Annotated in this window: 25 protein-coding genes and 1 other annotated feature; of the genes, 5 read left to right on the top strand and 20 right to left on the bottom strand. The window is 49.7% G+C overall.

Annotated features, from left to right (window positions below):
- Positions 1 to 18: 18 nt before the first annotated feature.
- From WH37_RS09985 to pyrR, 3 genes are read right to left on the bottom strand one after another with little or no spacing between them, the layout of a single operon-like run.
- Complete coding sequence (locus WH37_RS09985; protein ID WP_046230439.1) at positions 19 to 1,308, bottom strand: dihydroorotase; 1,290 nt, start codon at positions 1,306 to 1,308, stop codon at positions 19 to 21.
- 31 nt (positions 1,309 to 1,339) lie between these two features.
- On the bottom strand, positions 1,340 to 2,239 hold the full coding sequence (locus tag WH37_RS09980) for an aspartate carbamoyltransferase catalytic subunit (protein WP_046230438.1): 900 nt from the start codon (positions 2,237 to 2,239) through the stop codon (positions 1,340 to 1,342).
- Entirely contained in the window at positions 2,240 to 2,785 is a 546-nt protein-coding gene (gene pyrR, locus WH37_RS09975; protein WP_231594201.1) for a bifunctional pyr operon transcriptional regulator/uracil phosphoribosyltransferase PyrR, read from the bottom strand.
- A gap of 418 nt (positions 2,786 to 3,203) precedes the next feature.
- Here pyrR and WH37_RS09970 point away from each other — a divergent pair, with 418 nt between their 5' ends.
- The 4 genes from WH37_RS09970 to WH37_RS09955 all read left to right on the top strand — a co-directional run bounded on the left by WH37_RS09970 (position 3,204) and on the right by WH37_RS09955 (position 6,952).
- A complete protein-coding gene (locus tag WH37_RS09970; RefSeq protein WP_046230436.1) occupies positions 3,204 to 4,391 on the top strand; it encodes a spore germination protein in 1,188 nt (395 codons plus the stop codon).
- A gap of 15 nt (positions 4,392 to 4,406) precedes the next feature.
- Positions 4,407 to 5,612, top strand: coding sequence for a Ger(x)C family spore germination protein (locus tag WH37_RS09965; protein ID WP_046230435.1), 1,206 nt, complete (start codon positions 4,407 to 4,409; stop codon positions 5,610 to 5,612).
- A 4-nt stretch (positions 5,613 to 5,616) separates the two neighbouring features.
- Positions 5,617 to 5,856: a hypothetical protein gene (locus WH37_RS09960; protein ID WP_046230434.1), complete on the top strand. Its 240-nt coding sequence runs from the start codon at positions 5,617 to 5,619 to the stop codon at positions 5,854 to 5,856.
- 97 nt (positions 5,857 to 5,953) lie between these two features.
- A complete protein-coding gene (locus tag WH37_RS09955) occupies positions 5,954 to 6,952 on the top strand; it encodes a GerAB/ArcD/ProY family transporter (protein ID WP_052736912.1) in 999 nt (332 codons plus the stop codon).
- Positions 6,953 to 7,029: 77 nt separating this feature from the next.
- Here WH37_RS09955 and WH37_RS09950 read toward each other — a convergent pair whose 3' ends face one another.
- The 3 genes from WH37_RS09950 to lspA all read right to left on the bottom strand — a co-directional run bounded on the left by WH37_RS09950 (position 7,030) and on the right by lspA (position 9,870).
- On the bottom strand, positions 7,030 to 8,265 hold the full coding sequence (locus WH37_RS09950; protein ID WP_046230433.1) for an LL-diaminopimelate aminotransferase: 1,236 nt from the start codon (positions 8,263 to 8,265) through the stop codon (positions 7,030 to 7,032).
- Positions 8,266 to 8,387: 122 nt separating this feature from the next.
- On the bottom strand, positions 8,388 to 9,365 hold the full coding sequence (locus WH37_RS09945) for an RluA family pseudouridine synthase (RefSeq protein WP_046230432.1): 978 nt from the start codon (positions 9,363 to 9,365) through the stop codon (positions 8,388 to 8,390).
- Positions 9,346 to 9,870 carry a signal peptidase II gene (gene lspA, locus WH37_RS09940; protein ID WP_046230431.1) on the bottom strand — a complete coding sequence of 175 codons (525 nt, stop codon included), beginning with the start codon at positions 9,868 to 9,870 and terminating at the stop codon, positions 9,346 to 9,348. The genes WH37_RS09945 and lspA overlap by 20 nt, the downstream gene beginning before the upstream one ends.
- 146 nt (positions 9,871 to 10,016) lie before the next feature.
- Here lspA and WH37_RS09935 point away from each other — a divergent pair, with 146 nt between their 5' ends.
- The gene (locus WH37_RS09935; protein ID WP_046230800.1) at positions 10,017 to 10,733 is read left to right on the top strand and encodes a TraR/DksA C4-type zinc finger protein; all 717 of its coding nucleotides are present in this window, start codon (positions 10,017 to 10,019) and stop codon (positions 10,731 to 10,733) included.
- A 117-nt stretch (positions 10,734 to 10,850) separates the two neighbouring features.
- Here WH37_RS09935 and WH37_RS09930 read toward each other — a convergent pair whose 3' ends face one another.
- From WH37_RS09930 to ftsA, 14 genes are all read right to left on the bottom strand, one after another.
- Positions 10,851 to 11,198: a DUF5665 domain-containing protein gene (locus tag WH37_RS09930; RefSeq protein ID WP_099520895.1), complete on the bottom strand. Its 348-nt coding sequence runs from the start codon at positions 11,196 to 11,198 to the stop codon at positions 10,851 to 10,853.
- A gap of 139 nt (positions 11,199 to 11,337) precedes the next feature.
- Positions 11,338 to 14,427: an isoleucine--tRNA ligase gene (gene ileS / locus WH37_RS09925; protein WP_046230430.1), complete on the bottom strand. Its 3,090-nt coding sequence runs from the start codon at positions 14,425 to 14,427 to the stop codon at positions 11,338 to 11,340.
- A gap of 244 nt (positions 14,428 to 14,671) precedes the next feature.
- Positions 14,672 to 14,972: a binding site (T-box leader), on the bottom strand.
- A gap of 68 nt (positions 14,973 to 15,040) precedes the next feature.
- Positions 15,041 to 15,538 carry a DivIVA domain-containing protein gene (locus WH37_RS09920; protein ID WP_046230429.1) on the bottom strand — a complete coding sequence of 166 codons (498 nt, stop codon included), beginning with the start codon at positions 15,536 to 15,538 and terminating at the stop codon, positions 15,041 to 15,043.
- Positions 15,539 to 15,625: 87 nt separating this feature from the next.
- Positions 15,626 to 16,414, bottom strand: coding sequence for a YlmH family RNA-binding protein (locus WH37_RS09915; protein WP_046230428.1), 789 nt, complete (start codon positions 16,412 to 16,414; stop codon positions 15,626 to 15,628).
- A 27-nt stretch (positions 16,415 to 16,441) separates the two neighbouring features.
- Positions 16,442 to 16,690: a YggT family protein gene (locus WH37_RS09910; RefSeq protein ID WP_046230427.1), complete on the bottom strand. Its 249-nt coding sequence runs from the start codon at positions 16,688 to 16,690 to the stop codon at positions 16,442 to 16,444.
- A gap of 34 nt (positions 16,691 to 16,724) precedes the next feature.
- On the bottom strand, positions 16,725 to 17,180 hold the full coding sequence (locus tag WH37_RS09905) for a cell division protein SepF (RefSeq protein WP_046230426.1): 456 nt from the start codon (positions 17,178 to 17,180) through the stop codon (positions 16,725 to 16,727).
- 3 nt (positions 17,181 to 17,183) lie between these two features.
- Complete coding sequence (locus WH37_RS09900; protein ID WP_046230425.1) at positions 17,184 to 17,900, bottom strand: YggS family pyridoxal phosphate-dependent enzyme; 717 nt, start codon at positions 17,898 to 17,900, stop codon at positions 17,184 to 17,186.
- 5 nt (positions 17,901 to 17,905) lie between these two features.
- Positions 17,906 to 18,760 (bottom strand): peptidoglycan editing factor PgeF, encoded by an 855-nt coding sequence (pgeF, locus tag WH37_RS09895; RefSeq protein ID WP_046230424.1) that lies wholly within the window; start codon positions 18,758 to 18,760, stop codon positions 17,906 to 17,908.
- 33 nt (positions 18,761 to 18,793) lie between these two features.
- Entirely contained in the window at positions 18,794 to 19,072 is a 279-nt protein-coding gene (locus tag WH37_RS09890) for a YlmC/YmxH family sporulation protein (protein WP_046230423.1), read from the bottom strand.
- Between the two features lie 306 nt (positions 19,073 to 19,378).
- Positions 19,379 to 20,161 carry an RNA polymerase sporulation sigma factor SigG gene (gene sigG, locus WH37_RS09885; RefSeq protein WP_046230422.1) on the bottom strand — a complete coding sequence of 261 codons (783 nt, stop codon included), beginning with the start codon at positions 20,159 to 20,161 and terminating at the stop codon, positions 19,379 to 19,381.
- A 102-nt stretch (positions 20,162 to 20,263) separates the two neighbouring features.
- Complete coding sequence (gene sigE / locus WH37_RS09880) at positions 20,264 to 20,986, bottom strand: RNA polymerase sporulation sigma factor SigE (protein WP_046230421.1); 723 nt, start codon at positions 20,984 to 20,986, stop codon at positions 20,264 to 20,266.
- A gap of 33 nt (positions 20,987 to 21,019) precedes the next feature.
- Positions 21,020 to 21,964: a sigma-E processing peptidase SpoIIGA gene (gene spoIIGA, locus WH37_RS09875; RefSeq protein ID WP_046230420.1), complete on the bottom strand. Its 945-nt coding sequence runs from the start codon at positions 21,962 to 21,964 to the stop codon at positions 21,020 to 21,022.
- A gap of 287 nt (positions 21,965 to 22,251) precedes the next feature.
- Positions 22,252 to 23,385, bottom strand: a complete 1,134-nt coding sequence (gene ftsZ, locus WH37_RS09870) for a cell division protein FtsZ (protein ID WP_046230419.1) — start codon at positions 23,383 to 23,385, stop codon at positions 22,252 to 22,254.
- A 16-nt stretch (positions 23,386 to 23,401) separates the two neighbouring features.
- Positions 23,402 to 24,649: a cell division protein FtsA gene (ftsA, locus tag WH37_RS09865; RefSeq protein WP_046230418.1), complete on the bottom strand. Its 1,248-nt coding sequence runs from the start codon at positions 24,647 to 24,649 to the stop codon at positions 23,402 to 23,404.
- Positions 24,650 to 24,704: the final 55 nt, after the last annotated feature.

Genomic DNA, 24,704 nt, shown 5'->3' with positions numbered 1-24,704 from the left:
ATATCCAAGTTAACGTGCTTATGCTTGCTCCGACCACACAACCGCGCCATTCACAATCGTCGCTACCGGCCAGCCTTGCAGCTTCCAGCCGCCGAAAGGCGTGTTGTTGCTGCGCGAGGCAAATGTTGCCGGATCGACTGTGCGCTCGCTGCCGAGATCCACAATCGTCAGATCAGCTGGCGCACCTGCTGCCAGGCGGCCTGTCTCCAGCTTGAACACCCGTGCCGGATCAGCCGTCATACGATCCAGCAGGAAGCCCAGCGTCCATTTGCCGGTTTTAACAAACTGCGTGTAAAGCAGCGGGAAAGCTGTCTCAAAGCCGACAATTCCGAACGGCGCAAGCTGCATGCCGCGAGCTTTCTCTTCCGCGCTATGCGGCGCATGATCCGTTACGATCATGTCGATCGTGCCGTCCTCCAGCGCTTCGATGACCGCAGCCACATCGCGCGGCGTGCGCAGCGGCGGGTTCATTTTCCAATTGGCATCAAAGCCTGGAATGTCCTCGTCCGACAGCACCAGATGATGCGGGCAAACCTCAGCGGTTACATTGACGCCGATTTGCTTACCAAGGCGGATCAGCCTTACCGATTGCTCGGTGCTGACGTGGCAGACGTGATAATGAACGCCTGTCGCTTCAGCCAGCAAAATGTCGCGGCCAACATGAATCGCTTCCGATTCATTCGGAATGCCCTTCAGTCCGTTCTCGCTTGAGAACTTGCCTTCCGAGACGAATAATCCCTCAACGAGCGTATTGTCCTCGCAGTGCGCAATGACCGGCATGTCAAGCGACTTTGCCAGCGCCATCGCATCCTTCATCATTTGGGCGCTTTGTACGCCGACACCATCGTCGGTAAAGCCAATCGTACCAGCCGCTTTAAGCGCTGCAAAGTCCGTCAGCTCACGTCCGAGCTGATTTTTAGAAATAGCGGCGTAAGGCAGGACGCGAACGACGCCTTCCTTCGCATTTTTGTCCAAAATGTATTTAATCGTTTCAGGTGTATCTGTCACCGGGCGAGTGTTCGGCATGCAGGCGATTGTTGTAAATCCGCCTTTCGCTGCTGAACGCGTCCCTGTTGCGATATCTTCTTTATATTCGAAGCCAGGATCGCGCAAATGCACATGCATATCGATGAAGCCGGCTGATACAAGCTTGCCCTCTGCGTCAATCACTTCTGCTGATCCTGTATCTGGCGCTGTTTCGCCGCTTGCAAGCTCGGCGATTTTGCCATCCTCAATTCGAATATGCTGCTTCACTAGGCCGCTTGCAGCTTTATCCCAAACGCTGCCGTTAATAATCCATAATGACATATTGGTTCACCCTCCCGATTTCATCTAAAAGTTAGTTTAAAGCCCGTTCTATGACGGCCATTCTGACCGGAACCCCGTGCTCCATCTGCTTAAAAATCCGGGACTTGGCATGCTCGACAAGCTCATCGTCAATTTCAACATTGCGGTTGATCGGCGCCGGGTGCATAATAATCGCGTGATCCGGCATTGTCGCTGCTCGCTCCACCGTGAGTCCGAACTGCTCGCGGTAGCTTTCAGCCGAGCTCAGCATGCCGCTTTCGTGACGCTCCAGCTGTACCCGCAGCATCATCACGACATCGGATTTCAGCGCTTCCTCCATCGTCACATAACGGGCGTCAAGGTCGGACGCCTGCAAGTTCGCAGGAGCGCAAAACTTCACCGTAGCGCCCAGCTTTTGCAGCGCATATAAGTTCGAACGCGCTACGCGGCTGTGCAGGATGTCTCCGATAATCGAGACGGTCAAACCTTTAATTGCGCCAAATTGCTTGCGCATCGTATATAGATCAAGCAGCGCCTGCGTCGGATGCTCGTTGTTGCCATCGCCCGCGTTAATCAGCGGCACTTTAATTTTCGTAGCCAGTTCGGCAAGCAAGCCAATCGGCTTGAGCCTGATGATGCCGACGTCTATGCCCATCGACTCCAAGGTGCGAACGGTATCATATACCGATTCGCCCTTCTGCACACTCGATACGGCTGCCGAGAAGTTCAGCACTTCCGCCCCAAGCCGCTTCTCCGCTACCTCGAAGGAAAAGCGTGTGCGCGTGCTGTTCTCGAAAAACATATTAGCTGCAAACTTGCCCTGCAGCACGTTCTGCACTTTCGTCTCCTGCTGCTCCCAATGAGCGGCACGATCCAATATGGCGATAATTTCCTCTGCGTCAAGCTCCTTCAAACCAAGCAAACTGCGCTGTTTGAGCTGTAAAAGTGTCATTTAGGCTTGCCCCCTCTGATGAATAATTTTCACCTGGTCTAAGGAATCAATCTCGGTTAGCGTAACGGAGATTTGCTCTTGTTTGGAGGATGGCACATTTTTACCTACAAAATCCGGCCTTATTGGCAATTCCCGATGACCACGGTCAACCAGCACAGCAAGCTGAATGCTTTGCGGCCTGCCGCAATCCATCACCGCATCCATCGCGGCGCGAATCGTCCGGCCGGTATACAGCACATCGTCGAACAAAATAATATTGCGGTCCTGTACGACCGACAATTCGACATCCATCTCGCCGATTATGCCTGCTTCCATCTCGGTGCGGCTGCCTAGCGCCTTGCCATCATCGCGATAGCGGGTAATATCCAGCTCCTTCACCAAAACAGGCTTGCCTTCAATTTCCTGAACGCGCTCCGCTATTCTTCGGGCTAAATAAACGCCTCTTGTCCGAATGCCGACCAGCGTACAGTTGTCGATGCCTTTGTTCTTCTCCACGATCTCGTGGGCGATGCGGGTGAGTGCGCGGCGAATGGCTGCATCATCCATAATGACCAAGTGCTCTTCTTCCACCGTTACGTAACCTCCCATCCTAGCGCAGGTTGAACTGCCAACTCTCATCAAGGCGCTTTATAAAAAAGACTCCTTGCGTATTCGCAAGGAGCCCATGATTAACCGCTGTGGATTCCATCCATCTCCGCCAACCTCATGAGTTGCGGAAGATGAGGAGTTGCTAGTCCCCAGCTTAATTAATCAACTATTCACGCTACCTTGCCAGCCTCTCAGGACTGAGTTAAAGGTACAACTTTATACCAAAGGAATTATCCCACGTTCGACATAAGATGTCAAGGGGCAGCAGCAGTAAATACGTACCGCCAGCCTTTGATTGGATAACTAACATATTTTTTACAGGCAGTTGGCATACTAACAAGCAATTACGGATATTTTGCCAGCAGGAGTGAAACAGATGCAGTCGCACGTATCTCAGCCGCATGAAAAAATCAGCCTGCCCGCTTCGCTCGAAGCGTGTATTAAGCATATTCAGACTGAAATCGGCGGCAGCTCCGATCTCGTCATCAAGTGCTTCTCCTGCCTGCATCTGTGGCCTGGTGCTCTCGTTTATATTGAAGGCATGATTGATGTTCAAATGCTTCATCAGTCGGTTCTAGGCTCTCTTATGGGCTATGCGAATGAGCATACGCCTAAGTTTGATGATCCAAATGATCGTCTGATCCATGTAAAAGAGGACGTTTTAATCGCTGGAAACACCGATTATATCGATGAGATGGAGCTTCTGTTTCATCGCCTGCTGTCTGGGGCTATTATTTTGCTATTGGATAACAGCTCGCAAGCCATTAGTATTAGTGCAGCTGGCTGGGAAGACCGCAGCATAACCGAGCCACAGTCGCAATCGGTCGTTCGCGGGCCAATGGAGGCGTTCACTGAAAATTTGCGCACGAATACGACTTTAATCCGCAGAAGGATTAAAGATTCTCAGCTCTGGATGGAAACAAGGCAAATCGGAAAAATAACGAAAACATCCGTTGCCCTCATGTACGTGAATCATCTCGTCGATAAAGGCGTACTCGAAGAGGTCCGGCGCAGACTGGATGATATTGATATCGACAGCATTTTGGAAAGCGGCTATATCGAGGAGCTGATTCAGGACGTTACACTGACGCCTTTTCCTACGATCTACAACAGCGAGCGCCCTGATACGGTCGCTGCGGGGCTGCTGGAAGGCCGCGTCGCGATTATTGTAGACGGCACGCCGTTCGTCATGCTTATCCCTTCACTGTTCGTCCATTTCTTCCAATCGCCCGAGGACTATTATCAGCGCGCAGATATCAGCACCCTGTTGCGGCTCATTCGCTATTTATCGTTTTTTATAGCCATGCTTGCGCCCTCCTTCTATATAATTTTAGCGGCAACGTTCGGATTTTTCGGTATTTTGCTTGGACTGCTGGCCATTTTGCTGCATTTGACGAATTTGCGTTCTTTTGGCGCAGCCTACATGAGTCCATTCGGCCCATTCGTAGCCTCAGATATAAAAGATTCACTGTTTCGTATGCCATGGACGCATATGATGAATCGACCATACTCCAATGGCAATGGACAGAAAAAAAGGCAAAAGAAACGTACGAAACGCTTATAAGGAAGGGGACGCCGCATGAAAAGAACAGGTATTTCCTTGCTGGCTGCCGCTTTAATTTTGCTGTTGATAACTGGCTGCTGGGACCGTCAGGAAATGAACGAACTTGGCATCGTGCTTGCTATGGCGATCGATAAGGGAAAGAACAATATGCTGGAAGTATCCTGCCAGATCGTCGTCCCATCGGAAGTAGCATCCAATTCAGGAAAAAGCACGACAACGCCCGTTACGCTGTACCAAGCGAGCGCGCCCACCATCCTCGAAGCGATTAATAAAATGACCCTGACTAGCCCACGGAATAGCTATATGTCCCATATTCGCGTACTTATTTTCAGCGAAGCGGTCGCCAGAATGGGCATTGCCGATGAGTTGGAAACTTTTTTGCGGCATCCGGAAATCCGCCCGGACTATTATGTGATGATCGCGCGCCATTCGAGAGCTTCGGATATTTTGAATGTTTTAACCCCGCTGGAAACCATTCCAGCCAATAATTTGTTCCTTTCCCTGCAAAATTCCGCAAAAACATGGGCACCTACTATTACTACCGTCACTGACGATTTATTGGAGAAAATGATTAGCGACGGTGTTGAGCCTGTACTGACTGGCGTCCAAATTGTAGGTGATAAGCAGAACGGTGGAAATAAGGATAATTTGACGACAATTAAGCCCGTAGCGAATTTGACGTATACTGGCATGGCGGTGCTCAAGAAGGACAGGCTGCTTGGATGGATGAACGAGCAGGAAAGCAAAGGCTATAACTATATTACAAACAATATAAAAAGTACGACGGGAAACTTACCTTGCCCGGACCATAAAGGCAAGCTAAGCATCAAGGTACTGCGCAGCCAGACCGATGTTACCTCCAAAATTGTAGACGGAAATCCGGTTATCCACATTAAAGTCAACAATATGTCCAGCATCATGGGAGATGCTTGTACCGTGCCAATCTCCAGTCAGGATGACCTCAGAATCATTGAGAAGGAGGGCAGCGAAAAAATCGAAATGTTTATGAAAGAATCTGTAAAAACTGTTCAAAAGCGTTTTAAATCCGACATTTTTGGATTTGGTCTGAATATTAGCCGAAATAATCCCAAGCAGTGGGCGCAATTACGCGATCATTGGGATGAGGAGTTCCCAAGACTGAAGGTAGAATACGAAGTTCATGTTCAACTGCGAGGGGTCGGCATGCTCGACGATTCTATTTTACAGGATATAAAGGAGTAAACCAATGTCACTGCCAACGCTCATTGTATTATGTATCGCTATTTCCTTCGGGATGATTCAAATGCCCGCTTTAATCAAAAAAAAGCTGAAACGCGAGGCTTTTGCTTATTTTCTGCTGCTCAGTGCCGGAACCGCCTTCAGCATTTACGCAGCAAATGTGAAGCCTGTGCCAAGCCCGCTTAATGCGTTAATTACGATTTATGAGCCCGTCAATCAATTTTTCGATCGAATGTTCCGACCTTAAACCATGAAGGGAGCCACTATGCCATGCTGGAAAAAGGAAGAATTAGCGCAAGACAGCTGGCCGTGCTTGTTATTTAGCCGCTGTTGGCGATATGATCTTGATCATACCTGCTATTATTGCGGGCTACGCGCAGCAGGATGGGTGGATCGCCGCCCTGTTCGGCATACCTATCGGGTTGCTTATTCTTTGGCTGATTCTCCATTTGAGCAGCTTTTACCCAAAGCTCAATCTAGTTCAAATCAATGACCGTATTCTCGGAAAATGGCTGGGGGCGCTGCTCAGCTGCGCTTATTTGCTCTTTTTCCTGCTGGCTGGCTCAACCTTCATCCGTGAGGTTGGAGACTTTTTGACAACTCAGCTGTTCCAGAGTACACCTATTCGCTACATCCATCTCTTGTTCGTGCTGATCCTCATGTGGGGCGTATGGAATGGCATTGAGTCGATTGCCCGAAGCGCCGAAATCTTGTTGCCACTGTTTATTTTTATTTGTATAGCTTTAATTGTCTGTCTGATTCCGCAAATGGATTTAGAGCGGTTGAAGCCCTATTTTGGCTCGGAAGGGCTGTCATTCGCCCATGCTACGATGATGTTCAGCGTTTATCCGTTCGGGGAATTATGCTCCTTTCTCATGATTTTCCCCTATGCCTCCAAACCAGCTCATCGGAACAAGGATGTGCTTATCTCGGCCTTATGCGCTTCACTGCTGCTTTTCCTGCTCGTGTTTATTTCCTTGACGGTTCTCGGCGCTTATTTTACCGAGCATAATATTTATTCGACTTATGTGCTGACGCAAAAAATCAATATCGGGGCTTTTCTCCAGCGTATTGAAGCTTTAATAGCTACTGCCTGGGTCATTTCGACCTTCTTCAAAACCGTACTTTATTTTTATGCCTTCTCGATCGGAACGGCGCAGCTGCTGCGGCTCTCTACCTTCAAACCGCTCATCGTTCCAACCTCCTTCCTCATGTTCGGTCTGGCCATGATGGTGGCACCCAATCTTTGTATTATGTCAAAACGATTGTTCCCTACTGGATCGACTGGGATTTCACCCATGGCTTTATACTTCCGGCACTGCTCGTTTCCATCTATTATATGAAGAAAAAATTCAAGCAAAAAAGCTCCGCAACCTGAGGTTGCGGAGCTTTTTCTCTCTTGCGAGGTACTATAGCCAGCTTACAGCGACATTTTGCGAATACGCTCAACTGCTTTTTCCGTATTCTCACGGCTGCCGAATGCCGTCAGGCGGAAGTAGCCTTGACCACTTTGTCCGAAGCCGACGCCCGGCGTACCCACAATGTTGGCCTCCGAAAGCAGCTTATCGAAAAATGCCCATGAATCGAGGCCGTTTGGCGTTTTCAGCCAAATGTAGGGCGCATTAACGCCGCCAAATACTTCAAGACCGAGCGAAGCAAGGCCGTCACGAATAATTTTCGCATTCGTCATGTAGTAGTCAACAAGCGCTTTAATTTGCTCTTTGCCTTCAGGTGAATAGATCGCTGCTGCACCGCGCTGCGTTACGTAAGACACTCCGTTGAACTTCGTTGTGTGACGACGATTCCACAGATCATTGATCAATACTTCCTTGCCGTTGTCATCGAAGCCTTTCAGCTCACGAGGAACGACGGTGTAAGCACAGCGAACGCCTGTGAAGCCCGCTGTTTTCGAGAAGCTGCGGAATTCGATCGCGACTTCCTTCGCGCCTTCGATTTCATAAATGCTATGCGGTACATCCGATTCTTGAATGAAAGCTTCATAAGCCGAATCATATAGGATGATGCAGTTGTTGCTTTTTGCATAGTCGACCCATTTTTGCAATTCCTCACGGGAAAGCGTCATGCCCGTCGGATTGTTCGGGTAACACAGGTAAATGAGATCCACCTTGCGGTCTGGCAAGCTTGGCGTGAAGTTGTTTTCCGCCGTGCATTCCAGATAAACGATATTTTCATAACGCTTCGAATCTGTATTATATTTGCCAGAGCGTCCAGCCATAACATTCGTGTCCACATAAACCGGATAAACGGGATCTTGAACAGCTACGATGCTGTTTTGGCTAAAAATCTCCTGAATGTTGCCGACGTCACATTTCGAGCCATCGCTCAAAAATACTTCGTTCGTTTGAATATCTACGCCGCGTGCTTTGTAATCATTCTCGATAATGGCATTAATCAAGAAGTCATATCCTTGCTCTGGGCCATATCCGCGAAAGGAGCCTGGCACAGCCAGCTCGTCCACTGCTTCGTGCATCGCTTTAACAACCGCTTCCGGCAAACCCCGCGTAACGTCACCAATCCCTAAGCTAATAATTTCAGCATTCGGGTTTTCTTTAATAAACTGTGTGCGACGCTTTGCAATTTCAGAGAATAAATAGCTGCCTTGCAGCTCCTGGTAATTATGATTAATGTTCGTCATTATTTATCACCAATCCTTTAACTACTAGAATAGCTTACTTTTCCCTGAGACTTAATAAAGGATTTGCCCAAAAGTTTGTATTTTTGCGCTACTGTGCTGCCATGCACATGGACGGCATCGGCTTATCGGCCGCGCAGCACATTCAATATATGGTTCATATCGCCAGGAATTGGCGCTTCGAAATGCATCTGCTCGCCTGTGCGCGGATGCTTGAAGCCAAGCACCGCCGCATGCAGCGCTTGTCCCTTAAGCGCTACCGTCTTGTTGCGTCCATACATCGGATCGCCTGCAAGCGGATAGCCAATATATTTTAAATGTACGCGGATTTGATGTGTCCGCCCTGTCTCCAGCTGGAGCTCCACTAGTGAATAGTCTTCCCCAATTCGCTCGATAACCATGAAATGCGTTACCGCATGCTTGCTGTTGCGCTCCGTAACCGTAAACATTTTACGGTCATTCGTATCCCTGCCGATTGGCGCATCAATCGTGCCGTGGTCATGCGGCAAATTGCCATGCACCAAACCGATATATTTGCGCGTAATCGAATGATCCTTCAGCTGCGCAGCGAGCGAAGCGTGAGCCAAATCATTTTTCGCGATCATCAGCAGCCCTGAGGTGTCCTTGTCAATGCGATGGACAATGCCGGGACGAAGTACACCGTTAATGCCCGACAAGTCTTTACAATGATACATGAGCGCGTTGACAACGGTACCGGATGAATGACCCGGCGCAGGGTGAACGACTAATCCGCGCGGCTTATTAATAACGATGACGTCGCTATCCTCATAGACGATATCAAGCGGTATATTTTCAGGATCAATGACCGCCTCTTCCGGTTCTGGAATTGTAACGACGATAACGTCGCCCGCGGCAACTTTATAATTTCTTTTGCCTGTTTGTCCGTTCACCGTAACGGCTTGGGCCTTGAGCCATTCCTGTACCTGGGTACGCGATATGGCCGGATCATCCATAGCTTCGGTTACGACTTTATCCAGACGTTCCCCAGCCTGATCCTCGTTAATGACAAACCCCAATTGTTCCTGCTCTTCCTGCTCCATCTCTTGCTCTACTTCTTGTCCATCAAACGGTTTGCTGCTCATTCGGGTTAGACTCCTTATCCTTTTCACTTCTCATTTGATCCTGCTTCTCTTGTTTCGAGGTCAGCAAGGCATCAATTAATATCAGCACGACACCAATGCAAATCGCCGAATCAGCGACATTAAAAATCGGGAACGAATAGCTTCCGAAATTAAACAGCAGGAAATCGACAACTTCGCCATACATGGCCCGATCAAGAAAATTGCCGAACGCTCCGCCAAGCACAAGTCCAAGCCCTGTTAGCAACCATACTTTGCCGAGCTTCCGAGTCGTTTGTATGTACCAGATAATCGCGGCTAAAATAACAATTGTAATGATGATAAAAAATAAACGCTGCTCCTGCAAAATGCCAAAGGCAGCTCCCCTGTTGCGGTGCGAAGTAATGTAAAAGAAATTGCCAATTACACTAATCAAATCACCCAGATTCAGCTTTGTCGCAATTATTTTCTTCGTTATAAAATCTACAACAAATACGAATAAAGCGATCCAGTAGTAGTAATAACGCATCTACTTTCTCCTTTCGTTGTGCATGCTGGACCTATCCGTCTGCATAACATTCCGTCATATGTCCCAAGCTATTGTAGCATAGTCAATATGGAATGAGCCAGCCTCTGCGGTGCGGAGGACTAAATGAACAAAGGATGGTGCCTGCCATGCGGCTGCCTACGATGGAACAGCTTAGCGAGCTGCACGCTCGATTAATATCGGACAAGCAAGACATTGAACAACGACTAGAGCATAATGGCCATTATGGTCTTGATACGGGATGGAAATCGAATAGCAGCGATCTTACAACCATCGACAATCATCCTGCCGATGCCGGAACTGATATGTTCGAGCGCAGCAAGGATATCGCATTGCTGGAGCAGGAGGAGCTGCATTTGAACCGTATCGACGCAGCGCTTGAAGCTTTTCAAAACGGGACATACGGTTCCTGCATCGTGTGCAAGGAGCCTATTCCATACGAACGTCTGGAGGCTATTCCAGATTGCTTATATTGCCTGGACCATGCCCCGCGCCAAGAGTTAACCTACAATCGTCCTATTGAGGAAGAAACGATCCAACTGCCTTACGGCTACTCCAGTGAAAAAGCATACACAGGCTGGGCCGGCTTCGACGGCGAGGATGCCTGGCAAATCGTCGAGCAATGGGGCAACTCCGACTCCCCCGCCATGTCCGGCAATCCCGAGGCGACCGATTATGCGCATATCGGCTCCGCCTCAGAGGAAAACGACGGTTTTGTGGAGCAGCTGGAAAGCTTCGTCGCCACCGACATAACCGGACGCCATGTGTCCATTATTCATAATTCACAATATAAGCGTTATATGGAGAGTGAAGAAGGCGACCACCATTTAGAGCAGGACAGTTAAATACGTTTCCTCACGGACGGCAGCTTCCGTTATTTGTTCATAAAAATGCCCTTGCGCTTATAATACTGGTATTATGAATAAATAGCGGAACGTTTGTCCGCATATGTAATCGGCTGCTTAATAGTTTTTTCCTTCCAGCTGAATCTGCACAATGCGAACGATATCTGCGATATAATCGCCGATAATCGGCAAATTGAGCGCCCCCAAAATTTGCAATACATAAAGAATCGTCGCTGCAAAAAAGGTAAAGCCAATCGCAATACCGACGCCTCTCGCCAATCCAGCAAGCACATTGCGCCATATGAGGCTAATCGGCCGATTCAGCAAATCCACATATTCTGCTATTTGCGTACGTTCCATTTCCGCCGCTATTTTGCTCAGCCTGCTATCCAGCTTGCTCAGCGTATGTTCAAGCGACTGCTCTTCCTTCACTGAACGAATCGGCTTACGCTCCAACTCTTTCATCTCGGCATCCCTCCTGGGCATAAAATAAGGAAAAACGAGCATAAGCTATGCTCGTTTTTTATTTGCTCCTTATACTATATCCTTAAACGCCTTTTTCTTATGCTGAATATGAGAAACTTGGCACAATTTTCTTCGCACCTTAGCCTTTGATCAAAATGCCAATTTCCTTCTCGCCCAATTGGACCCGCTCGCTGTCTTCCAGCTCTTCATAGGAAACGCTGCTCAGCAGTACATTTTCCTCCAGCACATGACTGAACGTTTCAAGCGCTGCGCGCAGTCCTTCATCGACGCTGAGCACCAGGTCAATGCGCTTCTCAATTGGCAGATCCAGCTTTTTACGCGTATCTTGAACCGCACGGATGATTTCGCGCACCCAGCCCTCTTGCTCCAGCTCAGGCGTAATGTCCGTGTTCAAGGCTACGGTAATGCCGCTGCCCGAGGCGGACGCAAAGCCGGATTTCGCTTGTTTCTCAACGAGAAGCTCCTCGACAGGAATGAACAGCTCCTCCGCATCCACCGCCATAGCGAGCGATCCGTGTGCTATAACAGCACGCGTCTCATCGGCCGACAACGATTTCAGATGAGCCTGAATCGGGCCAACGTTTTTGCCGTATTTTTTACCGGCAACTTTGAGGTTCAGCTTAAGCGTGAAATCTACAAATCCGCTGTCGCTGTTTTGCACGACGATCGATTTTACGTTGATTTCATCCTTCACGATTTCCTCATAGCCTGCTACGTCAAACTCGCGGTCAAGGGACACGATCAGCTCAGACAGCGGCTGACGCGTCTTGATGCCCGTTTCGTTGCGGACGTTGCGGGCAAGCTCCACGATTTGCTTCGCGCTCTCCATATCCTGCTCTAGCGTTAGGTCAATTGCGGACTCGTCTGCTGTAGGATAGTTTGCTAGATGGACGCTTTCTCCGCCGCCAAGATTGCCGTAGAGGTCTTCCGCCAGCAGCGGCGCATATGGCGCAATGACGCGAGCCAGTGTCAGCAGCACATGACGCAGCGTTTGATAGGCATTGATTTTGTCCTCGGTAAGGCCGCTGCCCCAGAAACGGTCACGGGAACGACGGATGTACCAGTTGCTCAGCTCGTCAACGAAAATTTCAATCGCCTTCGCCGGGTTCAGGAAGTCATTTCCGTCAAGTCCTTTCACAGCCGTCTTGATCAGGCTGTTCAGGCGCGAGACGATCCAGCGATCCAGCTTATTCGCAGAATGGCGCTCTTCATGCGTTTTGTGATCGAAGCCATCAATAGTCGCATACAGCGCATAGAAAGCATGCGTGTTGACAATGGTGTCAATGACTTTGGATTTTGCTTCGCCTACGATCGAACGTGAGAAACGCTTGCTGTTCCACGGTGCGCTATCCGCAAGCAAAGCCCAACGGAAAGCATCCGTGCCGTACTCGTTGATAATTTCCCAAGGATCAATGACATTGCCTTTGGATTTGGACATTTTCTGACCATTTTCATCCAAAATATGTCCGGTTGAAATAACCGCTTTATACGGTGCCTTGCCATTGTATAGCGTCGATACCGCAAGCAGGCTGTAGAACCAGCCGCGCGTCTGATCGATGCCTTCGCAAATCATATCAGCCGGATACTGCTCGGCGAAACGGTCGGCATTTTCAAAAGGAACATGATGCTGCGCAAACGGCATCGAGCCGCTGTCGAACCATACATCAATCACTTCCGGCGTACGCGTCATGACTGCGCCTTCGGCGAACGGCGATTTCAGCTTGATTTCATCGACGTAAGGCTTATGCAGCTCAATATCCTCCGGCACGTCGCCAACCGCACGCTCGCGCAGATCGGCAATGCTGCCAGGCGAATATTGCTTGCCCGTCGCTTCGCAAATCCATACGTTCAGCGGCGTTCCCCAATAGCGGTTACGGCTGATGTTCCAGTCCACCAGATCTTCAAGGAATTTGCCGAAGCGTCCATCGCGGATATGACCTGGGTACCAGTCTACCCCATTGTTGTTAGCGATCAGCTGATCTTTAACCGCAGTCGTCTCAATGAACCAGCTTTCTGTCGCGTAATACAGCAAAGGCGATTTACAACGCCAGCAGAACGGATAGCTATGCTCATAACGTTCTTTCGAGAACAGCAGGCCGCGCTCGCTGAGCATTTTCACAATGTCGACATCGCAATCTTTGACGAAGCGTCCAGCGAGGTCTGTCACTTCATCGACGTAACGGCCCGCATTGTTCACGACGTTCAGCATGCTGATGCCGTTCTGGCGTGCTACTCTATAGTCATCCTCACCGTATGCCGGCGCAATGTGTACGATACCCGTACCGCTCGTATCGCTTACGAAATCGCCAGCGATGACTTTATGAGCATTTTCAACGGCAACGTAATGGAAAGGCGGCTCATAGCTTTGACCAACCAGCTCGGAGCCCTTTAGCGAGGACAGCACTTCGTGCTCCTCCTTAAATACGCTCTCTACCAAGCTTTTAGCGACGATAAATACTTCTCCACCGCTTGCTACACGGACGTATTCAAGCTCCGGATGAACGGCCAGCGCTACGTTTCCCGGCAGCGTCCAAGGCGTAGTCGTCCATGCGAGTACGAATTCGCCAGTGCCTGCAAGCTTAAACTTGACCGTTGCACTCAAATCTTTAACATCCTCATAGCCTTGCGCAACCTCATGGGAGCTCAGCGTCGTTTGGCAGCAAGGGCAATACGGGCTGACGCGGTGGCCGCGATACAGCAAGCCCTTGTTATGAATCGTCGAGAGAATATGCCATACACTTTCGATATATTCGTTTTTAAGCGTAATGTACGGATTGTCAAGATCTGTCCAATAAGCGATGCCCTCGGTGAGCTCACGCCACTGCTTCTCATATTCAAAGACGCTGTCCTTGCATTTTTTGATAAAAGCTTCTACGCCGTAATTCTCGATCTCCTGCTTGCCGGAAATGCCGAGCTGCTTCTCAACACCAAGCTCAACAGGCAAACCATGCGTATCCCAGCCCGCTTTGCGCACAACACGGTAGCCGGACATCGTTTTGTAGCGGCAAATAAAATCTTTAATGACGCGGCCCAGCACGTGGCCGATATGCGGCGCGCCGTTAGCGGTCGGCGGCCCTTCATAAAACACGAAATTCGGCTTGCCTTCCCGATTTTCAATCGACTTTTTGAACGTATCGTTATCCGCCCACTGCTTTAATACGCGAAGCTCGCGCGTTCTTGCTTTTTCCTTTACATCTACACGTTGCATCTTAAAATTCCTCCCGACAAGCGTAAACGGCTGTAGTCGTCCTTTGGCGACGAAGCTTCCGTTTCGCGATGAAATAGAAGCCCATTAATAAGTGTGAAACTTATGCAGGCTTATATTTCAAGCGTAAACGGCAGTCGCCATCCTCTGGCGGCAAAACTACCGTTTCGCGATGAAATAGAAGCCCTTTATAAGAGTGAAACTTATACGGGCTTATATTTTCAAAAAAATAAAGCCCCGCCCCTGTAGAAGGGACGAGGCTTGCTCGCGTTACCACCCTTGTTCCGTCAACTACGCTGCACGAGCAGCCTAAAAAACGGCACCTTTGGCGTGAATGCCGCAGCATCCACGGTCCCTGTAACGGAGGACGGACCGTCAGCCCTTACTCCTTCTACCGTGCAGCCGTAAATCACAACTGGCTAGGCAAAGTTTCGGCGCTGCTTCTCGGAGAGGATATTCTGTAACCGCTTGAACGTCGTCTTGCAGCAAAGCAACGACTCTCTGGGGATCAAGCAACGATACATACTCGTTCTCGTCAACGAAGTTTTACATCTTAACAATCATTAATCCTATTTATAGCGTATCGCTGCCCCGTTGTCAATTAGCCTTGTGTGGATTAACCACGAGAAAGCTGTTCCAGCTCTGGATGCTGGCCCGGATCAAGCGTTCTCCAATCGTCCTGGCTCAGCAGCTCCAGCTGCGCTTCTACAAGCGTACGGAACCGTGCACGGAAGATCGACGCCTGCTTCTTCAGCTCTTCAACCTCAACCGATACTTTGCGCGACTTGCTCAGCGAGTCATTAATAATGCGATCCGCATTTTTCTCCGCTTCCTTAATGATCAGCTGCGCTTCCTTCTTCGCATTGTTTCGAACCTCGTCAGCCGCCTCTTGTGCGACGATAATCGTCTTGCTCAGCGTCTCTTCGATGTTCGAGAAGTGGTTCAGCTTCTCCTGCATATTAAGGATCTGATTTTGCAGCTCCTTATTTTCGCGGATAATCGTTTCATAATCTTTAATGACCTGGTCAAGAAATTCATTGACCTCATCCTCGTCATAGCCGCGCAACCGGCGACCAAATTCCTTATTATGTATGTCCAATGGCGTTAACGGCATCGGCGCACCTCCTCGACTTATTTCCATACCGGAAAACATTTGCTGTGGAAAGGATTCGACAACCGCCAGCAAAATCCTGCAATAGAGCTAAATAAATTTGCCCACCTTCAGCCGAATTCTGCCTTTCTTCGTCACGCCATCCGCCTCCAAAACTTTAAATCGGCCCAACCCTTTTATGGAAACGACATCGCCTTCGCGCAGCTGCTCGGACGGGTCCTCCACCGTTTTCCAGTTCACCCGGCATCTGCCGGCGCGGATTGGATCTACAATCTTCGTGCGGCTGATCCGATGCACATCGCTCGCAATACCATCCACCCGCATCGAAGCGACTGTAAAGCTCATTTCCTGCAGCTCTGGCACTACTGGCGACAAAGAAGACAATGGAATGATTTCAGTCAATACGCTCGCACGGTGCACCTGTCGCAAATGAACGTTCAAATAGTCCGCAATGTCTTCCGTCATCATAATGTGAGCGAAAGTTTCATGGACATGAATGTCCCCTACTCGGTCACGCTTGATGCCAAGGCCAAGCAAAGCGCCAAGGTAATCGCCGTGATCGAGCTGCTGGCTTGCCCCGCCCGGGCCGCTGACCTGAACCTCCAGCACAGCGATAGCAGCAAGCTCTTGGTCTAAATCCCGATAATCCGGCCCGATAATCGCCCGGCAGCGCTCTGCCTCGGGATAGCCGCCATCGAGCCGCAGTTCGACATCTGGATGGCGATTGACGAGACTTTGCACGATTTGCGCCTGTCTCGGGTCCAAAAAATCGGTCCGCTTCAGCTCATGCTGCTGTGCGGACCGTTCCACCCATTCCCATGCCCGGTCTACGAATGGCTTCTCGTCCGGGTGGAAATGGTCATATATAGGTAATTTCATTGAAATTCCCTTCCTAACTTTTGAAGTCTAGCCCGGCAGTATAAAGCCTACTACCGCAATGAGCCCCATTGCCACAAAACGAAGCGCAAAAATCGCTACGATTGGGGAAATATCGATCATGCCACCAATCGATGGAATGAAACGGCGGAAAATGCCTAAGTAAGGCTCAACCAGCTTGCCTAAAAATACGCCAATAAAGCTTTCGCGCGCATTCGGCAGCCACGACATTAAAACATAACCAATAATCATAAAGCTGTAAATACTTTGAAGGTTCATTATGAGCCCTGATACACTACTAAACAATCGGTGGTCACCTCATTTTGGAGTATTCATTGTCCTCTGCCATCATTTCCGTAATCGACCCTTGAATTTCAACCGAATCCGGCGTACATAGGAAAATGTTCGGGCCGAGCTTCGAAATATTTCCACCCAAAGCGTACACTGTACCGCTGAGGAAATCAACAATGCGAAGCGCGAGGTCTGTACGCACACGCTGCAGATTCACAATGACGGCACGGCGCGAACGCAGATGATCGGCAATATCCTGCGCCTCATCGTAGGAGCGCGGCTCGCTCAAGATGACTCGTACATTTTTCTGCGAATGTATGCTTACAATGTTGTTGCCCTTTGTATTTTTACGTGCTTCGAACGGAGAGGTTTCAATTTCATGGTCTGGCTCCTCCGGCTGCGCGCTTCTTTCCCGTTCAATAATCTCTTCTTCCTCCTGCAAACCAAGAAAATTCATAAACTTATTCATAACGCCCATTCGTCATCCCTCTTTTCCCACAAGTATCGTTCCTAATCTAACCCACGTTGCGCCCTCTTCAATCGCGACCTCAAAGTCGTTCGACATGCCCATGGAAAGTTCCGTCAGCGGAGCGTTCAAAGCCACTGTTGCATTCATCTTATCCCTCAGCTCCCGCAACGCGCGGAATACGGGCCGGGTCTGCTCAGCTTCAGCCTCATAAGGCGCCATCGTCATTAAGCCCACCGGCTGTACATACTGAAAGCTTTTAATCGCTTCCAAAAGCTCCGGCAGCTGCTCCGGTTCAAGGCCATGCTTGGAATCTTCGCCCGATACATTAACCTGAATCATACAGGGCACCTGCACGCCAAGCTGCGCTGCTCGCTTCTCAATCGCCTGTGCAAGCGACAAACGATCCAGCGAGTGAATGTATGTAAACTTCCCTATGACATCTTTAACCTTATTCGTCTGCAGCGAACCGATGAAATGCCAGATGGCTTGTCCATCGCCTCCTTCGGCTGTTTCGCCGCTAATCGCTTCCCACTTGGGCAGCGCGTCCTGAAAGCGGTTTTCGCCTAAATGGCGAAGTCCCTCGTCAAACGCCTGAACAGCTGTAGCGAGCGATACATATTTAGTCACCGCAATAACGTTCACATCCTCCGGCTTACGACCGCTTCTCTCACATGCTGCATCGATCCGGCGCTGTACTTCTGCTATCCGCCCTGTTAATGAGCTATCCAATTTCGTCACCTCTTTGCAATCCCTATCCAGCTGGCCATTCGTCCAGTTTTGCCGCCTTCCATCCGATGGGAGAAAAACAAATCCTGACGACAGCCAGTACACCACTGTGTTAATTCGATATGGATCGGCATAATTCCTGCTTTTATCATAATCTGACGGTTAATTTCTTTCAAGTCGACCATCGCCTTGCCATTTGGCAGCAGCTTAATCAACGTATTACGCGCTTCTTCGCCGTTCAGCTCGAAGGAATCGAGTATAGGAAGCACCTTGCCAATGACCGTTTGATCGACCTCATAACAGCAGCCGCCAATCGATGGACCGATTGCTGCACGCACATTCTCTGCTCTTGTGCCATATTGCGCGGCCATCGCCTCAAGCGTCACTTTGGCAATGGCTGCAACCGTTCCTTTCCAGCCCGCATGGGCAAGCGCTACCGCTTGATGCTCAGCATCATAGAAATAAAGCGGCACGCAATCCGCATAAAAGGAAGCGAGCAAAATGCCCGGCACATCCGTCATAAGGGCATCGGTATCGGCAATCGCGCTGCTGCGGGAATCCCTGCCCCGCCCAGCGTCCTGTTCGGTTACTTTATATACATCAGCGCCGTGAACCTGCTCCGCGCAGGTCCACGCCTCAAAGGGAAAGCCGACCGCCTCTACGACCCGCTGGCGGTTGTGAATGACGTCGCGATCTGCATCGCCGACATGGAGCCCCATATTCAGTGTCGCCCAAGGAGCGGCGCTTACGCCGCCATCGCGGCCGGTAAATCCGGCTGTCAGCTGTTTATTTTCATCCATCCAATTAGACAACAAAAAAAGCGAAGGATTCTTCGCTGAATGATTCCACTTAAAAGCTTCCATTCGGGTCATCACCTCTTTATGCAGTTTACCCTGTTATCCTCTTGCGTGCAAATCCTCTTCCTCCAGGCGCTGCTTCGTTTCATCCATGCGAACGAGCACAACGTCCGCCCCGATTTTCACAATGTTGCGCCAAGGAATGACGACCTCTCCGCCTGGCCCGCCAAACAGCCCCATAAAGCGGCTGTACTGCGGAATGACGATGGAATCGATACGTCCCTGCCGCAAATCCAGCTCCAAATCGGTAATATGCCCGAGCTTCTTGCCGTCCACAATATTAATGACATCCTTCGTCTGAAAATCAGATATTTTCATTTTTCAGCTCACCACTTTTCCAGCGGGATGAATAACCATTTTATGACCGGGCTCCATGCCCAGCCTAGCTGTGCTGTCTCTTATATCAGTATATGTAAGACGCGCCCAAAATGTCCTCTTTCGCAAAATAACCGCCGTTAGCAGCAGCCAGCAAGCATAATCAGCTGCCCCGCACCTTGCAAAAAGCGTTTAAAAGGGACTAAGAGACATTAAAAAGACCGGACATCATTGTCCGGCCTGCTTCCCAAAAGGCGAGCTGCGTGAAAGCCAAGCCTTCACGCAGCGCTGCATCTTTTTCACGAGCGTCTACGATTTGACATGCTTCTGCATTTGCTGGATAGCCGACTTTTCTAGTCGTGATACTTGCGCCTGCGAGATGCCGATTTCATCGGCGACCTCCATTTGCGTCTTGCCTTCGAAAAACCGCATCGACAAAATCATTTTTTCCCGATTGTTCAGCTTATGCATCGCTTCGCGAAGTGCGATTTCCTCAATCCACGACACGTCTTTGTTTTTGTCGTCACTAATTTGATCCATCACATAAATCGGATCGCCGCCGTCATGGTAAATCGGCTCAAACAACGATACCGGATCCTGAATCGCATCAAGCGCGAACACAACATCTTCCTTTGGAACATTCAGCATTTCGGAAATTTCAAAAATCGTCGGCTCGCGCGAATTTTGATTCGTCAGGCTGTCTCTGGCTTGCAGCGCTTTATAAGCGATATCCCGCAGGCTTCGCGATACGCGAATCGGGTTATTGTCGCGCAAATAACGGCGTATTTCCCCGATAATCATCGGGACGGCATAGGTGGAAAATTTGACGTTCTGGCCAAGATCAAAATTATCTATCGCCTTCATAAGTCCAATGCAGCCGACCTGGAACAAGTCGTCTACAAACTCTCCCCTATTGTTAAACCGTTGAATGACACTGAGCACAAGCCTCAAGTTGCCATTAACCAATTTCTCTCTGGCTGCCCACTCATTGCGGGTTTGCAAAGCGGTGAACAGCTCCCGCATTTCAACATTTGTCAGTACAGGCAGTTTCGCGGTATCCACTCCACAGATCTCAACTTTATTTCGTGCCAACGTGATTACCTCCCAAGGAGAAACATTAATGTTCATTATCTCCTCGGACGCCCGAAATATTCCTGCTCAGCACTCCGCTTTGCAACTCTATGGATTGCCCTTTTATACCATTTTGTTGAACTCCTTGCGCAGCCGCTTAATAATGCGTTTTTCTAAACGCGAAATGTAAGATTGAGAGATACCGAGCAGATCGGCAACGTCCTTCTGCGTTTTCTCTTCCCCATCCGCAAGCCCGAATCGCAGCTCCATAATGATGCGTTCACGCTCCGTCAGCTTGTCGAGCGCCTTATGCAGCAGCTTGCGATCAACCTGCTCCTCAATATTGCGGTAAATCGTATCGTTTTCCGTTCCGAGCACATCCGACAGCAGCAGCTCATTGCCATCCCAATCAATATTCAGCGGCTCGTCAAAAGAGACCTCGGTACGCGTTTTGTTGTTGCGCCGCAAATACATTAGAATTTCATTCTCAATACAGCGCGACGCATAAGTCGCCAGCTTGATTTTTTTCTCAGGATCAAAGGTGTTGACCGCTTTAATTAAGCCAATGGCGCCTATGGACACCAAATCCTCAATGTGAATGCCTGTATTTTCGAATTTGCGGGCAATGTATACGACAAGCCGCAGGTTGCGCTCAATGAGCATTGCCCGAATAGCCGTATCCCCAGAGGGCAGCTTGCCCAGCAAATATTCTTCCTCTTCCCGCGTCAAGGGAGGCGGCAGCGCTTCGCTTCCACCGATATAATAAATCTCTTCGCTTTTTAGTCCGAATAAAAATAAAGTCCGATAATAATATAACTGCAGAACCAATTTCCACTTGACGAGCATCCGGCCTATCCCTCCCCGATAATCGTAGTATTTTCAGTCTCCTGTCCTCGCATCCGCTTGCGGAGTCTGCACAAGTGCGGGATGAATGATCGCCTGATACGAGCTGTCTGCTGTCAGCTTGCCGCCATCAAGCCCAATCAACACTTTTTTCGCGACATAACTGCAGCCATCCCGCTCAATTCGGACAAAATCCGGTTTTAGCGCCAGCATAAATTGCGAGCCGCGGTTGACGCCGCGGTAAGGAATGAGGCGCAAGCGATGCTGCCAAATAAAGACGTCATCACCCATGCCTGCGACCAGACGATCCACCTCGGCCTCACGAATGCTTTGCAACCATGAAGGAGGCAATTCATTTTGCCAAAGAGCGGCTTCAACGACCATTACCGGAGTTCGCGACAACGGATCATAGAGCTGATTGCCCGTATCAATCAATCCGATGCAGCGGAATTCCTGATTTTCAATATGAATACTTACATCGGCAAGATGAGTTTGCACCAACTCCCTTTCACGACGCTGCGTCAACACGGTGCGGTATATATACAGCCCGATACAAAACGCTGCAAATAAATAAATAAGGCTCATTTTCAGCTCAACATGCATGCTTCCATCGACGAAGGCAATCGTTCTCCATACTTCTCCCGAGCCCTGCATCAGCAAATAATAAATGCCGATGATCGCTCCTGCCGCCACAAAATTAACGGCATAAAAGGCTGCCGTCGTGCGAAGAAAATGCTGAATCGACCCATAACCAAAGGCAATCCATAACATCAGCATCGAGATGCCTAGCTTGACAACCAAGGTAAACAGGACGGACAGCATCGGAAACAACATGAGCACGACGTAGCTGGCTCCAACACTTGCAGCGGCGAGCACCCGCCATGGCTTGGCACGAATGTTCCTCGCCCATGCTGTCGTCAGCAGCAGCCCGCCGTCGACCAGCAGCTCCCGCACAAACATGACATCGACATATATAGCCACAATCGTCACCTTCCTGCGAATTCCGTCCGCCAGGCTTGCTTCATGGCGCCGGTGAGAACGATTGAGACTAGTATATTAAAATCCTATTTCAAAGTCTGTCTAATCATGACGGGGTGAGCCATCTTTTTTTGTCGAGCGCGCGAATAAAAAACGGCAGGACAAGCGGTCGTTTGACAGCAACAAAAGTGTCTTTGCCTCGTTCCTGCTTGGAAAGGAAGCGCAAAAAGCCCGCTTCTCCCAAATGCTAATGGGAAAAGCGGGCTTTCTTGTAGGCTGTAAACCGCCATCTAGCGATCGCTGCGTGGACGGTTGCGCAAAAAGGCTGGAATCTCAAGCTGATCGCTCGAAGTGCTTGCGCCAAAAGGCTTGACAGACGATGTCGAAGCAGGCGCGGAGGTCGGACTTGCCGGCTGGCGAGTCTCTGATTCTCCCTGCTGCTGCGGCGAGCGTCTAGCAGCCGGAGCGGCCTTGTGTTCAAAGCCAGTCGCAATGACGGTAACTTTGATTTCATCTTTCAAATTATCGTCAATAATGGCACCAAAAATCATATTCACTTCCGGATCGGAAGCGGAAATAACAATTTCAGCTGCTTCATTAACTTCATACAGGCTCAGGTTGCTGCCGCCTGTAATGTTCATAATAACGCCACGTGCGCCATCAATGGACGTTTCCAGCAGCGGGCTCATAATCGCTTTTTTCGCCGCTTCTGCTGCACGGTTCTCACCGCTGGCTTCCCCGATTCCCATCAGTGCAGAGCCGCGCTCTGTCATAATCGTCTTAACGTCTGCGAAGTCAAGGTTGATCAGACCCGGTACTTGGATCAAATCGGAAATACCTTGCACCGCTTGACGAAGCACGTTATCCGCTTCACGGAACGCTTCCAGCATAGGCGTCTTCTTGTCGACAATTTCCAAAAGACGGTCATTTGGGATAACGATCAGTGTATCTACTTTCTCTTTAAGCGCTTCTATGCCCATTTCCGCTTGTGCGGCGCGCTTGCGGCCTTCGAAGGTGAATGGACGGGTTACTACGCCTACAGTCAGCGCTCCGCATTCTCTTGCGATTTCAGCTATAACAGGCGCAGCGCCTGTGCCTGTGCCACCGCCCATACCTGCGGTAACGAATACCATGTCCGAGCCTTTCAGCTGGTTGAGTGCGAGATCACGGGATTCCTCAGCCGCTTTCTTACCCACTTCCGGGTTAGCGCCCGCACCGAGTCCGCGTGTCAGCTTATCGCCGATTTGCAGCTTGTGCTCGGATTTCGACAAATGCAGCGCCTGAGCATCCGTATTGACGGTAATGAAGTCAACACCTTTTACCCCATTTTCAATCATTCGGTTAACCGCATTGCTGCCGCCGCCGCCGACGCCGATTACTTTTATTTGAGCGAGTTGCTCCAATTCCATGTCGAATTCCAACATCATCAATTTCCCCCGATCAAATAAATTCGTTAAACATATTTTTTATCCGTTCGAACATACCGGGTTTGGATGAAGCGGTGGAACCCGTTTTGCGGCTGCTTGCGGCTTTTTTCACTGTGCTGGTTGTTCCGCGCGCTCCCATATATTTCGATACGTATTGAATCATTCCTACACCGCTGCTGTAAGCGGGATCGCGCACGCCGATATAATCCGGAAGTGCCACGCGAACGGTGGATTCAAGCTCTGCTTGAGCAAGCGCCAATGTGCCTGGCATTGTCACTGCTCCTCCAGTAAGCACATAGCTGCTGACCTTGTCATGATAACCAAGACGACGAACCTCTTGCTTGATCAGGCTGAAAATCTCCTGCATCCGAGGCTCGATAATGCTCGCCAAATCGACTTGAGAAAATTCCTTTTCTACATTGCTTCCCATACGGAGAACTTTGAACTTCACATCTTCCGCAGCATCGCCAATGTAGGAGCAGCCGTATTTCAGCTTGATTTTCTCCGCTTGATCACTTTGGGTACGCAAACCGTAAGCGATATCGTTCGTTACGTATTCTCCGCCGATAGGAAGCGTAGAAGTCGCCGCAAGTCCGCCCTGCTCGAAAATCGTAATCGTACAGGAGCCTGCTCCGATATCCGCCAGTACGGTACCCATCATTTTCTCGTCTTTCGTCAGCGATATGACGCCGGATGCCAAAGACATCAAAATGACGCCGGAAATGCGGAGTCCTGCTTTCTCCACACAGCGCATCAAATTATGTATCGCTGTCTTAGCACCTGTTACAATGGTGGCTTCCACTTCCAGACGCACGCCGATCATCCCCCGAGGATCGGATATGCCTTCCAGTCCGTCTACCAAATATTGCTTCGGCACTAAATTAATAATCTCGCGTTCAGGCGGCAAGGCTACTACTTTCGCAGCCTGCACAACTCTCTCAATATCTTCTTCGCCAATTTCACGGTCCTCATTGGATACGGCAACGACGCCATGATTGGTTTGCAAAGCAATATGATTGCCTTGAATACCAACATAGACGTCTGATATTTGAATACCTACCATTCGTTCCGCATGCTCAATCGCATTACGAATCGACTGAACGGTCTGGTCGATATCTACAATAGCTCCTTTGCGAATACCCTCTGAGTCGGCAGATCCAACTCCAATAATATTAATGGCTCCGTTATTCACTTCGCCAATAATAGCACGAACTTTGGATGTACCGATGTCTAAACTGACGATGATGTCGTTGCTGCTCAACCCGCGGCACCTCCGTTTCAACTTATAAATTATACAGCTTGTATCAGTTTAATCA

The organism is Paenibacillus algorifonticola, from assembly GCF_000971975.1.
Taxonomy (GTDB): Bacteria; Bacillota; Bacilli; order Paenibacillales; family Paenibacillaceae; genus Pristimantibacillus; species Pristimantibacillus algorifonticola.
This window is presented reverse-complemented; position numbering and strand designations above follow the sequence as displayed.